The 15,882-nt window shown below is 61.6% G+C and carries 14 protein-coding genes and 1 tRNA gene; 5 read left to right on the top strand and 10 right to left on the bottom strand.

From position 1 onward, the window contains the following. Window positions 1–333 precede the first annotated feature (333 nt). A tRNA-Arg gene (locus NKI32_RS25595) sits at window positions 334–410 on the bottom strand. 106 nt (window positions 411–516) lie between these two features. Further along, window positions 517–1,680: a M20 aminoacylase family protein gene (locus tag NKI32_RS25590; protein ID WP_023699100.1), complete on the bottom strand. Its 1,164-nt coding sequence runs from the start codon at window positions 1,678–1,680 to the stop codon at window positions 517–519. Between the two features lie 233 nt (window positions 1,681–1,913). Here NKI32_RS25590 and NKI32_RS25585 point away from each other — a divergent pair, with 233 nt between their 5' ends. Further along, the gene (locus NKI32_RS25585) at window positions 1,914–3,092 is read left to right on the top strand and encodes a D-alanyl-D-alanine carboxypeptidase family protein (RefSeq protein WP_352459792.1); all 1,179 of its coding nucleotides are present in this window, start codon (window positions 1,914–1,916) and stop codon (window positions 3,090–3,092) included. A 3-nt stretch (window positions 3,093–3,095) separates the two neighbouring features. Continuing rightward, on the top strand, window positions 3,096–4,199 hold the full coding sequence (locus NKI32_RS25580; RefSeq protein ID WP_352511838.1) for a CobW family GTP-binding protein: 1,104 nt from the start codon (window positions 3,096–3,098) through the stop codon (window positions 4,197–4,199). Between the two features lie 12 nt (window positions 4,200–4,211). Here NKI32_RS25580 and NKI32_RS25575 read toward each other — a convergent pair whose 3' ends face one another. From NKI32_RS25575 to NKI32_RS25555, 5 genes are all read right to left on the bottom strand, one after another. Then, window positions 4,212–4,460, bottom strand: coding sequence for a sulfurtransferase TusA family protein (locus NKI32_RS25575; RefSeq protein WP_027050749.1), 249 nt, complete (start codon window positions 4,458–4,460; stop codon window positions 4,212–4,214). A gap of 60 nt (window positions 4,461–4,520) precedes the next feature. Beyond that, a complete protein-coding gene (locus NKI32_RS25570) occupies window positions 4,521–5,816 on the bottom strand; it encodes a L,D-transpeptidase family protein (RefSeq protein WP_023694055.1) in 1,296 nt (431 codons plus the stop codon). Between the two features lie 237 nt (window positions 5,817–6,053). Beyond that, entirely contained in the window at window positions 6,054–7,004 is a 951-nt protein-coding gene (locus NKI32_RS25565) for an acetyl-CoA carboxylase carboxyltransferase subunit alpha (protein ID WP_023670665.1), read from the bottom strand. 88 nt (window positions 7,005–7,092) lie between these two features. Further along, window positions 7,093–8,004 carry a site-specific tyrosine recombinase XerD gene (locus NKI32_RS25560; RefSeq protein WP_353004158.1) on the bottom strand — a complete coding sequence of 304 codons (912 nt, stop codon included), beginning with the start codon at window positions 8,002–8,004 and terminating at the stop codon, window positions 7,093–7,095. A 21-nt stretch (window positions 8,005–8,025) separates the two neighbouring features. After that, window positions 8,026–8,178, bottom strand: a complete 153-nt coding sequence (locus NKI32_RS25555) for a hypothetical protein (RefSeq protein ID WP_023670666.1) — start codon at window positions 8,176–8,178, stop codon at window positions 8,026–8,028. A gap of 172 nt (window positions 8,179–8,350) precedes the next feature. On the opposite strand from NKI32_RS25555, the gene NKI32_RS25550 reads away from it, so the two are divergent. The 3 genes from NKI32_RS25550 to NKI32_RS25540 are packed head-to-tail and all read left to right on the top strand — an operon-like array spanning window position 8,351 to window position 10,985. Next, window positions 8,351–8,962, top strand: a complete 612-nt coding sequence (locus tag NKI32_RS25550) for a shikimate kinase (protein ID WP_023670667.1) — start codon at window positions 8,351–8,353, stop codon at window positions 8,960–8,962. Continuing rightward, on the top strand, window positions 8,959–10,092 hold the full coding sequence (aroB, locus tag NKI32_RS25545) for a 3-dehydroquinate synthase (protein ID WP_352916847.1): 1,134 nt from the start codon (window positions 8,959–8,961) through the stop codon (window positions 10,090–10,092). Before NKI32_RS25550 ends, aroB begins: the two co-directional genes overlap by 4 nt. Continuing rightward, window positions 10,089–10,985 carry an HlyC/CorC family transporter gene (locus NKI32_RS25540; protein WP_023711701.1) on the top strand — a complete coding sequence of 299 codons (897 nt, stop codon included), beginning with the start codon at window positions 10,089–10,091 and terminating at the stop codon, window positions 10,983–10,985. Before aroB ends, NKI32_RS25540 begins: the two co-directional genes overlap by 4 nt. Before the next feature lie 40 nt (window positions 10,986–11,025). Here the strand turns inward: NKI32_RS25540 and NKI32_RS25535 are convergent, their stop codons facing one another. The 3 genes from NKI32_RS25535 to NKI32_RS25525 are packed head-to-tail and all read right to left on the bottom strand — an operon-like array spanning window position 11,026 to window position 15,860. After that, window positions 11,026–12,576, bottom strand: a complete 1,551-nt coding sequence (locus NKI32_RS25535; RefSeq protein ID WP_023711702.1) for a SpoVR family protein — start codon at window positions 12,574–12,576, stop codon at window positions 11,026–11,028. Between the two features lie 9 nt (window positions 12,577–12,585). Further along, window positions 12,586–13,893 (bottom strand): YeaH/YhbH family protein, encoded by a 1,308-nt coding sequence (locus NKI32_RS25530; RefSeq protein ID WP_023686733.1) that lies wholly within the window; start codon window positions 13,891–13,893, stop codon window positions 12,586–12,588. 17 nt (window positions 13,894–13,910) lie between these two features. Beyond that, a complete protein-coding gene (locus NKI32_RS25525) occupies window positions 13,911–15,860 on the bottom strand; it encodes a PrkA family serine protein kinase (RefSeq protein WP_023686732.1) in 1,950 nt (649 codons plus the stop codon). Window positions 15,861–15,882 lie beyond the last annotated feature (22 nt).

The raw sequence follows: 15,882 nt of genomic DNA, 5'->3' as shown, positions 1-15,882 counted from the left end.
ACCAGTATCCGATAAATTACGCCACGACCGTCACGGTGCCCCTGGTTGCCAGCTAGGATACGGCCGGCTTGGTTGAGTTGGCGGCGCCGAACTCAGACCGTAACGGATCGACTGGGAACCATCGCTCGATCTGGAATTGTACTTGCAAGAGGTCGATTCTCTTCGCGGCTGTAGATGCTTAAAGCTCGCTCCTGAGACCTCAGGGATGGACTTTTCTATGGAACTAAAGTCAGGCTGCTTGCTTGGTCGCGTCCGTGAAAATCACCGAAAACCAGTCCATCAGTGCTGCAACATGCCGACAGGCTATCTCAGTCACCAAGCCTTTGATCTTGCTGGTGATCCCGACAGGAATCGAACCTGTGACCTACAGATTAGGAATCTGCCGCTCTATCCTACTGAGCTACGGGACCACGCGGCCCGACACATAGCCGCTTCGGATCGTTTCGCCAAGAGGCTCGCCGAAGGCAATGAAAAGGCCGGCCGAAGGCTAATCGGCCGGCCTTTCGGCGGCATATGTCAGGCTGCGAGCGCCGTTTCGGCCAGTTTCACCCAGTAGCTCATGCCGTGCGGGATGACTTCGTCGTTGAAGTCGTAGGCCGGATGGTGGAGGCCGGCGGTCTCGCCATTGCCGATGAAGATGAAGGCGCCAGGGCGGGCTTCCAGCATGTAGGAGAAGTCTTCGCCGCCCATCACCGGCTGGATGGCGCGGTGGACCTGGGTGTCGCCGGCGACATGTGCCGCGACATCGCCGGCAAAGACCGTTTCTTCCGGATGATTGAAGGTCACGGGATAGTTGGCGTCATAGTCGACAGTGATCGTCGCGCCGAAGGCGGTGGCTATTCCTTCGCAGATGGTGCGGATGCGCTCTTCCGACTTCTTGGCGATCTCTTTCTTCAGTGTGCGCACCGTGCCGGCAATCTCGGCGGTCTCGGGAATGACGTTGTAGGCGTCGCCGGCGTGGAACTTCGTCACCGAAACCACCACCGCCTCGACCGGATCGGTGCTGCGCGAAGCGACCGTCTGAAGGGCGCCGACCAACTGGCTGGTGATGACGATCGGGTCGATCGTGCCGTGCGGCATCGCCGCATGGCCGCCGCGGCCCTTCACGGTGATGGTGAACTCGGCGGTCGCCGCCATGATCGGGCCCGGCCGGATGGCGAACTGGCCCACCGGCAGGCCCGGCATGTTGTGCATGCCAAAGACTCGCGAAATATCGAAACGCTCCATCATGCCGTCCTTGACCATCTCGTTGCCGCCGCCGCCGCCCTCTTCCGCCGGCTGGAAGATAACCGCGACCGAGCCGGCGAAATTGCGCGTTTCGGTCAGATATTTGGCGGCGCCCAAAAGCATCGCCGTATGGCCGTCATGGCCGCAGGCATGCATTTTGCCGGGAATGGTCGAGGCATAGGGCTTGCCGGTGATCTCGTTGATAGGCAGCGCGTCCATGTCGGCGCGCAAGCCGATGGTCGCGCCTTGCCCCTTGCGGCCATGGATGATGCCGACCACGCCGGTCTTGCCGAGGCCCGTCACCACGTCGTCGCAGCCGAATTCCTTCAGCTTCTCGGTGACGAAGGCGGCGGTCTTGAAGACATCGAAATTCAGTTCTGGCGTCTGGTGCAGATGGCGTCGCCAGCCGGCAACTTCATCCTGCATCTCGGCGGCGCGGTTGAGAATCGGCATAATGGTTCCATCTCGCTGTTGGAGCAGACGATCTGGCCTGCTTGATTGCAATTGTGATTGCCATGCTTGTTGCCATCTTGGCACTTTGCCATCTTGGCGTCACATAGGGTAAATAGCACCCCAGACAATGTGATCCGGAAATTGAGGGCCGGATCAGGTCATGCTGGCCATCGCGTAACGAAATCTTACGGAGCCAGGGGCGACTACGGCAAGAGGCGATTTCGGATTCCATGATGCGGCACAGCCATATCCTCAAATTACTGCTAACGGGCGGCTTGGCGCTACCCATGCTGGCTGGGCCAGCTTTGGCCAATCCGGTGATCCTGTTCGACCTCAACAGCGGCAAGGTTCTGCAGCACCAGGACGCATTCAAGCGCTGGTATCCCGCTTCGCTGAGCAAGCTGATGACCGCCTATGTCACCTTCCGGGCGATTGCCGCCGGCGAGGTCCAGCTCGATTCACCGATCAAGGTGACCAAGCATTCGGCGGGCGAACCGCCGAGCAAGATGGGCTTCAAGCCGGGCTCGGTGATGCGGCTCGACAATGCGTTGAAGATGATGCTGGTCAAATCGGCCAACGATATCGCCATGGCCATCGGCGAAAACATAGGCGGCTCGCAGGCCGGATTCGCCGTTCGCATGAATGCGGAGGCGGCGCGGCTTGGCATGACCGGAACGCATTTCGTCAATCCGAACGGCCTGTTTTCGCCGGAGCAGTACACGACGGCGCGCGATCTTGCCCTGCTGGTGATGGCGATCCGCAAGGAATTCCCGCAATACGCCCCCTGGTTCTCGATCGAAGGCCTTGCCGTCGGCAAGAAGGCGATCTCCAACTACAATCTCTTGATCGGGCGCTATCCAGGCGCCGACGGCATGAAAACCGGGTTCGTCTGTCCCTCGGGCTTCAACATGATCGGCTCGGCGACACGCAATGGCCGCACGCTGGTCGCGGTCGTGCTCGGCGAAAAATCGGCGATCAGCCGTGCCGAGACCGCCGCCAGGCTGCTTGACCAGGGCTTTGCCATGCCCGACCCGAACTGGCTCACGGTCGCGGCCATGCCTTCCTATGGCGATACAATGTCACCCAACGACATGCATGATGAGATCTGCAGGAAGAAGGCGCCGCACGAGCAGTCCGAGGCGGCTCCGCCGGTGGCCGCGAAGGGCGCCGACGTGCCGAAATCGCCCTATCAGGAAAAGCTCGACCACGTGCCGACGCTGGTTGCAGTCGGCCTCGGCGGCGCCACCGGGCCGGCGCCGAAGGCGATGCGCGACCAGGGCGGCCAGGAATACGCCGATGTGCCGCTGCCGAGCTGGCGGCCAGACATTCCGGCGCCAAAGGGCGCCGAACCGGCCGTGGTGGGCCAGGCAACCGCGGTGCAGGGCGACCAGCTGGTCAAAGCCGCGAACTAGGCGATGGTTGGCTTTCCGATACCCGTCACGGTGGTCACCGGCTTCCTCGGCGCCGGCAAGACGACATTGCTCAACCGGCTGCTCAAAGATCCGGCACTGGTCGACACGGCCGTCATCATCAACGAATTCGGTGAGGTGGCGATCGACCACCTGCTGGTCGAGCAGGCCTCGGACGGCATCATCCAGTTGTCCGACGGCTGTCTGTGCTGCACGGTGCGCGGCGAACTGGTCGATACGCTGGCTGACCTCGTCGACCGGCTGCAGACCGGCCGTATCGCCCGCCTTGCCCGCGTCGTTGTCGAAACCACCGGGCTCGCCGATCCGGCGCCGGTGCTGCAGTCGATCATGGCGCATCCCGCCCTTGTGCAGGCCTTCCGACTTGATGGCGTCATCACGCTGGTCGACGCGGTCAACGGCAATGCGACGCTCGACGGCCATGTCGAGGCGGTCAAGCAGGTGGCGGTCGCCGATCGCATCGTGCTGACCAAGGTCGATCTGGCCAGCGATCCCGGCGACGTCGATGCTTTGCGAACGCGACTCCATCAGCTCAATCCAGGCGCCGTGGTGCTGGACGCCGGCGACGGCCGAACCGGCGTCACGGCGCTGTTCGATTGCGGCCTCTACAATCCGGCGACCAAATCCGCCGATGTCCGGCGCTGGCTCGGCGAAGAAGCCGCCCATGAGCACCACCATCATCATGATCATGACCACGGCGAGCATGAGCACCACCACCGCCACGATTCCCGCGTGCGCTCCTACTCGCTGGTCCATGACGGCCCGGTGCCGTTTTCGGCGATCGAGATGTTCCTCGACCTGCTGCGTTCTGCGCATGGCGACAAGCTTTTGCGGATGAAGGGCGTCATCGAGCTTGCGGAGGACCCGTCGCGGCCGCTTGTCGTCCACGGGGTGCAGAAGATCCTGCATCCGCCGGCGCGGCTGCTGGCCTGGCCGGACGGCCAACGCGGCACCAGGCTGGTGCTGATCACGCTCGATATGCCGGAAGATTATGTGCGCCGGCTGTTTTCCGCCTTCACCAACCGGCCGTCGATCGACACGCCGGATCGCGCGGCGTTGGAGAGCAATCCGCTGGCGATAGCCGGGGGCTGATTGTCAGGCTCGCTATGCGCCGCGTTCGACCAGGAAGCGGTGGCCGCCGCTGACGGCTGATGTTTCAACAAGCTGGTGGCCAGCGTCGGCGCAAAAGGCGGGGATGTCGATGACCGCCAGCGGGTCGGTGGTCTCCAGCCAAAGCCGGCTGCCCGGCTGCATTGCCGCCAAGCGTTTTTTCGCCTTGAGAACGGGCAGGGGGCAGTTCAGGCCCTTGAGGTCATAGATCGCGGTGTGATTTGTTTGTTTGTCTTCATGCATGTCTTTGTCCCAAAACCGCTGCGCACTTTTGGGCGACATGCATCGGCAAGGCGAAAAACCTCAGCCGCCGAACATGCCTAGCAGCTTGTTCTTGATCTTCGACATCCGGCTTTCGTCCGCCGGCGGTTCTGCAGGCACCGCCTCGACGCTCGCAGTGGCGACCGGCTGCTGGGGGGCCTGCTTGGCTGCTTCCTTTTCGGCCAGCGCTTGGGCCTTTGCGGCTTGCTTTTCAGCCAGTGCCTGGGCCTTGGCGGCTTTCGCAGCCTCGATGGCAGCAACCCGCTGTTCCTCGGCCTTGCGCTTGGCTTCCTTCTCTGCGTCCAGCGCCGCCATCTTGCGGCCGGCGGGCGAATCGATGCGGCCCATGCGCGCCGTCTCGGTCAGCGTGCCGTCGGAATTCAGCGACGGCGGTTCGATCGGCACGCGCTCGCCCCGGGCGCGGCGCTTCGACCATTCGGAAACGATGGCGGCTTCCTTGATGCCGGCAATGGTCGGCTTGGGCGCCGGCACGCTGGCTTTGACCGCGCCGGTGAAGGCCGCGTCATAGCTGCTTTGATAGGCGTTGAGTGCGCTCTTCAGCGAATCCGGCTGCGTGGTCGCCGGGCAGGCGCCGGTCGGATCGAATGTCGTGCCCTCGGGCGCCACCTGGTTGAAGACATAGCGCTTGTCGCAGACATCGACTTTCGGCGGCACCTTGGTGATCTCGAAATTGTCGTAACCGACCTTCAGCATCTTCCAGAACTCATAGTTCGGGTCGTTGCGGTAACGCGCCATGTTGGCGGCGGTCATGCGGAATGGGAAGGCCTGGATCTGGAACTCGGTCTGGCCGCCCTGGAAGGCATCGCGACCAAAAGCGTAGATCTGCTCGATCTGCGGATCGGTCATCGAATAACAGCCCGACGACGAGCAGGCGCCGTGCACCATGAGATTGGCGCCGGTGCGGCCATTGGCACGGTCATAGGCGTTGGGATAGCCGATGTTGAAGGACAGGTGATAGTTCGAGCGCGGATTCATCTGCGACGGGCGGACCGTATAGAAACCTTCCGGCGCCTGGCGGTCGCCCTCGGTGTATTTCGGGCCGAGCTTGCCCGACCATTTGCAGATGTCGTAGCTGGCGACCATCTCGTAGCGGCCGGTGGTCTTGGCCTTCCAAATTTCGAGCTTGCCTTCTTCCTTGAAGATGCGAGCCATCACCGACGAGGTGCGGATCATGCCCTTGGCCTTCATGTCGGCCAGGATCTTGTCCGGCAGCGGCTTGCTGGCTTCCGGCGCAAAATTCTTCATAGAGGAATCGTTGCAGCCGGCAACGCCAAGCGCGGCGATCAGAAGTGCGGTGCGGGCAAGCTTGGTAAACATGGATACGGCTATGTCTTTTTCTCGCGTCACGGGCCGGATAGCGCCCGGTCCGGTATGCTGAACACTGACGGACACCCTAAGCCCGTTAACCTTGAAAATTCCTTACCGCAAGCGTCGGACGGCGTCCCCCACGGCAATTCGCCCGGTGTCACGGATTTTTTATTGAGCCGAATGCGGCGGCATTTTTATGGCGAAATTGCTCCTTGACGCCACATTGCGGTGCGTTGCCCGCCGAAATCAGAGGCTGCGGCCCATCGCCAGGTATTTTTCGCGGCGCTGCTCGCGAAAATCGGTATTGGCGCCGGCAAATTCCTTCATCGTCTTGGCAATGAGGTCGCCGGTGGCGGCGATCACCGTTTCGGGCGCGCGCTGGGCGCCGCCGAGCGGCTCGGCAATGATGGCGTCGATGATCTTCATTTCCAGAAGGTCCTGGGCGGTGATCTTCATATTGGTCGCCGCATCCTTCGAGCGCGTGGTGTCGCGCCACAGGATCGAGGCAGCGCCTTCCGGCGAGATCACCGAATAGATGGCGTGTTCCAGCATGTAGACGCGGTTGGCGGTGGCGATCGCAATGGCGCCGCCCGAACCGCCTTCGCCGATGACGACCGAAATCGATGGCACTTTGAGGCCGAGGCAGGCCGAGGTTGAACGGGCGATGGCTTCCGCCTGGCCGCGTTCCTCGGCGCCAACGCCGGGGTAGGCGCCGGCGGTGTCGACCAGCGTCAGAAGTGGAATCTGGAAGCGGTCGGCAAGTTCCATCAGCCGCACGGCCTTACGGTAGCCTTCAGGGCGCACCGAGCCGAAATTGTGCTTGAGCCGGCTCGCCGTGTCGGAGCCCTTTTCCTGGCCGATGACGGCCACCGGTTCGCCGCGGAATCGGGCGAAGCCGCCGATGATCGCCTGGTCCTCGCCGAAATTGCGGTCGCCGGCGAGCGGCGTGAAATCGCTGAACAGACCCTTGATGTAGTCGAGGCAATGCGGCCTGTCGGTGTGGCGCGCGACCTGCACCTTCTGCCACGGCGTCAGCGCCTTGTAGATGTCGCGCAGCGCGTCGCGCACGCGCTTCTCGAGCCGGCTGATTTCGTCGCCGACATCGACCGCCTCGCCATTCTCGGCAAGCTTCTTCAGCTCGAGGATCTTGAGTTCAAGGTCCTGCACCGGCTTTTCGAAATCGAGGTAATTGTACATTCTTGAGCGGACCGATGCGTCGGAAGGCAAACATCGCGCAGATGTAGGCTCCGCGCGGGCACGTTGCCCTCACATAGCGATATGAGGCCTAGTCGGCAAGCGGATGATGATCGTTGACCAGCCGCACCAACCGCTCTTCCAGCACATGCGTGTAAATCTGCGTGGTCGAGATATCGGCGTGGCCGAGCAGCTGCTGCACCGCCCTGAGATCAGCGCCGTTCTGCAGGAGATGGCTGGCAAAAGCATGGCGCAGCACATGCGGCGAAATTTTGGCCGCCGATATGCCGGCCCGCGCGGCAAGGCCTTTGAGGTCGCGGGCAAAGACCTGCCGGGAGAGAAAGCCGCTGTCGCTGGCGGCCGGGAACAGAAACGGGCTGTCGGCGAAAGCCGGCACCGACGCCCGGGCCGTGAGCCATGCCCGCATCGCCATGCGGGCCTTGGCCGACAGCGGCACCATGCGCTCCTTGTCGCCCTTGCCGCGCACCATGAAGAAGCGGTCGTCGCGCTGGGCGACGGTCACCGGCAGGCCGACAAGTTCGGAGACGCGCAGGCCGGTGGCATAGAGCACCTCGACCAAAGCGTGCAGGCGCAGTGCCGCCACCCGGTCGCCATTGACGCCATCGCCTGTCTCAAGCGCCGCACGGTCGAGCAGCCGACCGGTATCGGCCTCGCTCATCGTCTTGGGCAGCGGCCGGCCCTTTTTCGGACTGTCCAGCGTGCCGGTCGGGTCGTCGCCGCGCAAGCCCTCGGCGTAGAGGAACTTGAAGAACTGGCGGATCGCCGACAGTTTGCGCGCCTGCGACGTCGACGCAAAGCCGCGCGCTGCGATGTCGTCGAGATAGGCGCGGATGTCGACTGCGGCGGCAGCGGCAAGCCCGCCGGCAATCTGCTGCGAAGCGTCTTCGAGATCACGGCGGTAGCAAGACAGCGTGTTTGCAGCGGCACCGCGTTCGGCGCTCATCATTTCGAGAAAGGCTTCGATGCGAGCCGCGCTGTTCATGTTCCAGGGGTCAGTTTTGGGTCAGTTTTTCTTGGGGTTCAGCTTTTCCGGTGGAATGCGCACGGTGATTTCGGCTTTTTTCGGCTCGACGAACATCGCCAACGCCACCATCGTACCATAGGCAATGCCGGCAAGAATCATCATCGTCACGACAAAGCGGAACAGTGTCGGCATCAATCTTCGCCCGTCTTCTTGCTCTGCGATTCCAAGCCCTGTGTCCTTATGGGACGCTAATTCCGTCAATTCAAGGACGAAGGGCTCTGCGTGCGAAAGGCGCTATGCTTGACGCAAACGGGCTTTTGATGTCGATACGCCGGCAAAGACGGCTTAGAAACAGCATGGTCTCATGAACGCGTTACCAGCAAATCCTCCCGGCGATAGCCATGCCGCGCTGCTCGACAGGCTGGGCAGCCGCTCGATCGTCTTTGTCGGCCTGATGGGCGCCGGCAAGACGGCGATCGGCCGCAAGGTGGCGACGATGCTGTCGCTGCCCTTCGTAGACAGCGACCAGGAGATAGAAACCGTGTCGCGCATGACGGTGCCGGAACTGTTCGAACGCTATGGCGAGACCGAATTCCGGGCATTGGAGCAGCGCGTCATCCTGCGCGTGCTGGAGAGTGGGCCGCAGGTGCTGTCGACCGGCGGCGGCGCGTTCATGAATGCGCAGACGCGGGAAGCGATCGCCGGGCATGGCGTGTCGGTGTGGCTGAAGGCCGAGATCGACCTGTTGATGGAGCGCGTGTCCAAGAAGCAGAACCGGCCGTTGCTCAAAAGCGCCGATCCGCGCGCCGTGCTCGAGCGACTGATGGGCGAGCGCTACCCGGTCTATGCCACGTCCAACATCACCGTGCCGACACGCGACGACCGCAAGGAGGTCATTGCGACGGAGGTTGTCGACGCGCTGTGCGGGCATTTCGGCATTCCGGCTCCGACTGCGCCGGGCGAGGTGCGGCTGTGAGCGAACAGGTCACTGTCGAGGTCGGCCTTGGCGAGCGCGCCTATGACATCCTGATCGGCCCTGGCCTTTTGGCGCGCGCCGGCGCCGAGATTTCGCGCCGCCTGCCCGGCACGAGGGCGGCGGTGGTCACCGACGACAATGTCGCGGCGGCACATCTCGACGCGCTGAAGGCCGGTCTGGAAACAGGCGGCATCCAGCCTGCCGTCATCACTTTGCCGGCCGGCGAAAAGACCAAGAGCTTTGCCCATCTCGAAGAGGTGGTCGACGGCGTGCTCGCCGCCAAGCTGGAGCGCGGCGATGTCGTCATTGCGCTCGGCGGTGGCGTCATCGGCGATCTCACCGGCTTTGCCGCCGGCATCGTGCGCCGCGGCATGAATTTCGTCCAGATTCCAACCTCGCTGCTGGCGCAGGTCGATTCCTCGGTCGGTGGGAAGACCGGCATCAACAGCCCGCGCGGCAAGAATCTGGTCGGCGTCTTCCATCAGCCGAAGCTGGTGCTGGCCGACACCGAAGTGCTCGACACGCTGCCGATCCGCGAATTTCGCGCCGGCTATGCCGAGCTTGCCAAATACGGGTTGATCGACCGACCGGCGTTTTTCGCCTGGCTGGAAGCGAACTGGGAAAAGGTGTTCGCCGGTGGTGCGGAACGGGCGGAGGCGATTGCCGAGGCCTGCCGCGCCAAGGCCGATGTCGTCGCCCGCGACGAGTTCGAAACCGGCGACCGCGCACTGCTCAATCTTGGCCACACGTTCGGCCATGCGCTGGAAGGCGCCACACAGTATGATGGCGCCCGCCTCGTCCATGGCGAAGGCGTCGCCATCGGCATGGCGCTGGCGCACCGCTTTTCCGCAAGGCTCAATCTGGCCAGCCCGGACGACGCGGCGCGGGTCGAGGCGCATCTTCGCGCCGTCGGTCTACCCTGGCGGATGGCCGACATCCCTGGTGAGTTGCCCGATGCCGAGGCGCTGCTTGGCTTCATCACCCAGGACAAGAAAGTGTCGCGCGGCGCGCTGACCTTCATCCTGACGCGCGGCGTTGGCCAGGCTTTTATTGCCAAGGATGTACCGGCGTCGGAAGTGCTTTCGTTCCTCAGGGAAAACCACCCGGGCCAGGAAAGCCGGCCGCGATGATCAACGAGCCTGGCTGGACCGTCGTCGCCTTCCTTGCCATCCTCATCCTGCTGGTCCTGGCCGTGCGCACGCGCCTGCTTGCCATGTTCGGCTATGAGTTGTCGCGCATCGAGCCGCAGCGCTCGACCCAGGACGAGTTGCGCGGCGCGGTCGACGATTTCCGCCGCGACGGCCAGATGGTGCGAGAGGACCGCGACCGCGTCGGCGGGCTGTTCGATCTCGCCGAGCTCGAAGTCTCCGACATCATGGTCCACCGCACCAATATGCGCTCGGTCAATGCCGACAATGGGCCGGAAGCGGTGGTGCGCGAGATCCTGCAAAGCCCGCACACCCGCATGCCGTTGTGGAAAGGCTCGCTCGACAACATTGTCGGCGTGCTGCACGCCAAGGACCTGCTGCGAGCGCTGAACGAGGTCGGCAACGACTTTTCCCGGATCGACGTGATGAAGATCGCTTCGAAGCCTTGGTTCGTGCCCGACACCACCACGCTGCAGGAACAGCTCAACGCCTTCCTGCGCGCCAAGGCGCATTTCGCCATCGTCGTCGACGAATATGGCGAGGTCGAAGGGCTGGTGACGCTGGAGGACATTATCGAGGAGATCGTTGGCGAGATCGCCGACGAGCACGATGTCGACATTCAGGGCGTCAAGCAGGAGGCGGACGGTTCCGTGGTCGTCGACGGCACCGTCCCGATCCGCGATCTCAACCGGGCGCTCGACTGGAACCTGCCTGACGAGGAAGCGACCACCATTGCCGGCCTGGTCATCCACGAGACGCAGTCGATCCCCGAGGAAAAGCAGGCTTTCACCTTCCACGGCAAGCGCTTCGTGGTGATGAAGCGCGACAAGAACCGGATCGCAAGGATCAGGATCAGGCCGGCGGGCGAAGCCTGAGGTAACGAGCAGGCCCGCAACAGGACGCTCTTTGCCGAGCTTATGCCGCGATCTGGCTCGTAGACCGTTCGTGGATTGTCGCACCGGTTTGAGCGTCAACTGCGACCAGGCTGACCTCGTAGCCCCAGAGGCTGCGGACATGGCGGAGCGTCGCGTCACGGCTGGCCCCTTCGAGCACAACACCATCCTTTACCCTGTGTTGCAGCCGCAACTGCCGGTCGCCGAGCAGGTCGACATCAATCACCTGGATGTCCGGCCGATTCGCTCCAAGGTCGTAACTGTGGGCTAGCTGGGCGCGTATCTTGTGATAGCCACGTTCGTTGTGGATCGACGCGACTTCGAAATGCGGTTTGTCGGCTCCATCGCCAAGCACGAAGAACCGCCATTTTCGGATCAAGCTCGGGCTGAGGTACTGGCGGATAAAGGATTCGTCGCGGTGGTTGGCCCAGGCCTCAAGCAGGACCTCGCGCCAGTTGCCATGTCCTGCAATGTCCGGGAACCAGTCGCGGTCCTCCGCCGTCGGCTCGGTCGAAATGCGCTGTATGTCCTGCATCATGTCGATGCCGAGGGCATAGGGATTGATGCCTGAAAACCGGGGATCGTCAAAGGCCGGCTGGAAGATCACGTTCGAATGGTTGCGCAGGATTTCGAGCATGGCACCTTCGCCGATCCGGCCGCGATCGAATAGCATGTTCATGAGCGTATAATGCACGAAGGTGGCGCAGCCTTCATTCATGACTTGAGTCTGTCGCTGCGGGTAGAAATATTGCGCGATGACGCGGACGATCCTGATGATCTCGCGCTGCCAGGGTTCCAGGATCAGGCTGTTCTTCTCGAGGAAATAAAGGAGGTTTTCCTCGGGAAGGTTGAGCGATCTCTTGCGCTCCGCCATCCCTTGATCCTCATTGCCGGACTTGTTTTTGTTCTGCGACGGCGGCAGCGTGCGCCACAGATCGTTGTAGGAGCGCTCTTCGTATTCGAGGCGCTCGCGAAGCCCTTCGCGCTGTCGCTCCGACGAGAGCTTTGGCGGCCGGTGGTAGCGGAACACCCCTTGTTCCATCAGGGCATGGGCGGAATCGAGAATGGCCTCCACTGCTGCAAGGCCGTGCCGCTCCTCGCACCGGGCGATGTAGCCCTTGGCGAAGTCCAGATAACCCAGGATTGCCCCGGCGTCGGTCCATTGCTGAAACAGATGATTGTTCTTGAAGAAATGATTGTGGCCAAGCGCCGCGTGGGCCGTCACAAGGGCCTGCAACGCCATGGTGTTTTCCTCCATGAGGTAGACGATGCAGGGATTGGAGTTGATGACCAGTTCATAGGCCAGCCCCCGACCACCCTTACGGTAAAGAAGCTCCTGGTGAAGGAAATGTTTGCCGAACGACCAATGCCGATACATCAGTGGCATGCCGATAGATGAGTAGGCGTCGAGCATCTGTTGGGAGGAGATTATCTCCATCTGGACCGGGTAAGTATCGAGATGCAACTCGTCGACCGCGATCGCCTCGATCTCTTCAAAAGCCCGCGATAATTTCTCGAAATTCCAGTCAGAACCGGAAAACAACAAATTCGTTTCGTTGGCTCGCCTGACCATCTCTCTCTCTCAAGCGCTCTTGATGGCCGCCGGCTGCCTGGCGAAGAGCCGGTGGAAGACCGGGTAAATATCCGCGGGAGCAGCGATGCGGCTCATCTGGAAGTTGGGCCATTTCAGCTCGATCGTACTGTAGGCGCGCCAAAGCGACGTCCCGTTTTCGGTAGCACCGAATATGTGGCTCTCGCGTTCGTCGATGATCTCGACATAGGCGAAATACTGGCACAGGCGCATGAGCTTGCCGTTCATGAGTTCTATGCATCGCTCGGAATCGGTGGTGAAATTGTCCCCGTCAGAGGCCTGCGCGGCGTAAATGTTCCACTCGCTGGCAGGATAGCGCTGGCCGATAATGCGGTGCATTTCGTCGAGCGCGGTGGAGACGATCGTACCGCCGCTCTGCGTGTTGTAGAAGAACGTGTCCTCATCCACTTCGTGCGCCTCATGGGTATGGCGGATGAAGACGATCTCCGTGCGTTCGTAGCGCCGTTTCAAGAACAGGTGCAGCAGCACGAAGAAGCGTTTGGCCAAGTCCTTTTCGCGTTGGCCCATCGATCCGGACACGTCCATAAGGCAGAACATGACGGCATTGGCATTCGGCACCGGCCGGGCGTCGAAGCGGTTGAATCGGATATCGACCGGATCGACAAAGGCAATTCGCCTGCGCCGTCGCTCCAGCCGGTCAAGCTCGTCGCGTAATTCCGCGATGCGCTGGCGCACCGCCGCGCCGGCCGGGGCCGACTCAAGCGTGACGATTTCCCGGAGGATCGCCTCCAGTTCCTGCTGCGTGGGGCGCCTCAGCGCAATGCGCCGGCCTAGGCTGTTGCGCATGGTGCGGCCGGCATTGATGTTGGTCGGGGAACCGGTTGCCGCGAAGCCGGCCCGGCGCGGCTTGAAGGCAAGGATTTCCTTGAGATTGAGCTTAACCAGGTCGGGCAGTTCGAGATCCTCAAAAAAGAGTTCGAGCACCTCCTCGCGTGACAGCACGAAACGAAAATCGTCTTCCGACGCCGTGTTTCCTGGCGACGACGCCGCGCCGCCCCCATGCGGCTTCGGGAGCAGGTCTCCAGGGGAAAAATGCCTGTTGCCCGGAAGGATGTGTCGGCGCCGTCCGCTGGCCCTGTCATCGTTGAAGCTCGGCTCGGCTGTTTTCCTTTCAGGCATGGGCACGGCGTGCTCGGTATCCACGTCGGCGATCCTGCCAGTGCGGATTTGATCGCGAATGCTCCGCTTCAACTCCTCGCGAGCACGCCTGAGGAAGCGCTGTCGATTGCCAAGGCTCTTGTCCTTGGGGTTCAGGCGACGGTCGATGAAGATCGGCATGGAACCATCCGGCTCTGTCAACCCGCCTTGTTCACCCGCATGTACCAGTCCACCAGCCGGCGTACCTGCCGTTCTGTGTAGCCACGCTCGATCATGCGCTGCACGAATTCGTTATGGCGCTTTTCCGTAACGCTGTCTTGCTTGGAGCCGAAGCTGATCACCGGCAAGAGGTCCTCGACCTGTCCGAACATCCGCTTCTCGATGACCTCGCGCAATTTTTCATAGCTGGTCCATGACGGGTTGCGGCCGTGGTTTCTTGCGCGAGCGCGCAGAGTGAACTTCACCACCTCGTTACGGAAGTCCTTGGGATTGGCGATGCCTGCCGGTTTCTCGACCTGCGAAAGTTCGTTGTCCAGGATCTCCCGGTTGAGGATCTGGCCGGTGTCGGGGTCCTTGTAGTCCTGGTCCTCAATCCAGGCATCCGCATAGGCGATGTAGCGGTCGAAGAGGTTCTGGCCGTATTCGCTATAGGACTCCAGATAGGCCTTCTGGATTTCGTGGCCGATGAACTCGGCGTAGCGCGCCGCAAGCTCCGACTTGATGAATTCAAGATAGGCCGCTTCCGTTTCCTTCGGGAACTGCTCCCGCTTGATCGCCTCCTCCAGAATGTACATCAGATGCACAGGATCGGCGGCCACCTCCTCATTATCGAAGTTGAATGTCTGCGAAAGGATCTTAAAGGCAAAGCGCGTGCTGACGCCCGTCATGCCTTCATCGACGCCGGCGGCGTCGCGATATTCTTGGACCGACTTTGCCCTGGGATCGACTTCCTTCAGATTTTCGCCGTCATAGGCGCGCATCTTGGTGTAGAGCGGCGAGTTGTCGTGCTCGGCCAAGCGCGTCGAAACTGCAAAGCGGCTGAGGATGTCCAAAACTTCAGGGGCACAGGGGCTGGCGGCCAACTCGCTCTCACGCAGCAATTTCTCATAGATCTGCCTCTCTTCGGTGATCCGCAGGCAATAGGGTACCTTGACCACCAGGATGCGATCGAGAAACGCCTCGTTGTTCTTGTTGCTCTTGAACTGTTGCCATTCCGACTCGTTGGAATGGGCGACGATGATCCCCTGGTAGGGAAAGGCGCCGAAATTTTCAGTGCCGTTGTAGCTGCCTTCCTGTGTCGCGGTCAGCAGCGGATGCAGAACCTTGATGGGTGCCTTGAACATCTCGACGAATTCAAGCAGACCTTGCGTGGTCCGGTTCAGGCCACCGCTATAGGAATAGGCATCGGGGTCGGACTGGCTAAAATTTTCCAATTGCCTGATGTCGACCTTGCCGACCAGGGCCGAGACATCCTGATTGTTCTCATCGCCAGGTTCGGTCTTGGCAATGCCGATCTGGCGCAGCCGCGAAGGCATCAGCTTGACGACGCTGAATTTGGAGATGTCGCCAGACAATTCGTCGAGGCGCTTGGCCGCCCATGGCGAAATCAATCCGTTCAGCCGGCGCCGGGCTATGCCGTATTTATCCTCTAGCAGATCACCCATGTGATCGGGATGGAACAGCCCAAGCGGCGACTCGAAAACCGGGCTGATCTGGTTGCCGACCTTCAGCGTGTAGATCGGGCGCTGCTCCATCAGTTTCTTCAGGCGCTCGGCCAGAGAGGATTTGCCGCCGCCGACCGGGCCGAGGAGATAGAGGATCTGCTTGCGTTCTTCGAGCCCCTGCGAGGCATAGCGGAAATATCCAGCTATGCGCTCGATCGTATCCTCCATTCCATAGAAGTCAGAAAAATGAGGGTAGATCTTGAGGGTCCGATTCGCGAAAATGCGGCCGAGGCGCTCGTCTTTGCTGGTGTCAACCAGTTTTGGTTCGCCGATTGCGTCGACCATCCTTTCGGGCGCCGAAGCGTACATCGATTTGTCTTCCCGACAGGCAAGAAGATACTGTTGGATGCTGACCTCTTCGTCCGCCGCATTGGCATAAATTTCCGAAAAAAGATCGAAGACGTCGGATTGGGTTGCACGCATGATGTTCTGCCCTCGGAGCCGA

The sequence above is a fragment of the Mesorhizobium sp. M0761 genome, assembly GCF_040320205.1.
Classification (GTDB): domain Bacteria; phylum Pseudomonadota; class Alphaproteobacteria; order Rhizobiales; family Rhizobiaceae; genus Mesorhizobium.
The sequence above is the reverse complement of the archived record's forward strand: the minus strand, read 5'-3'. Positions and strand labels throughout refer to the sequence as shown.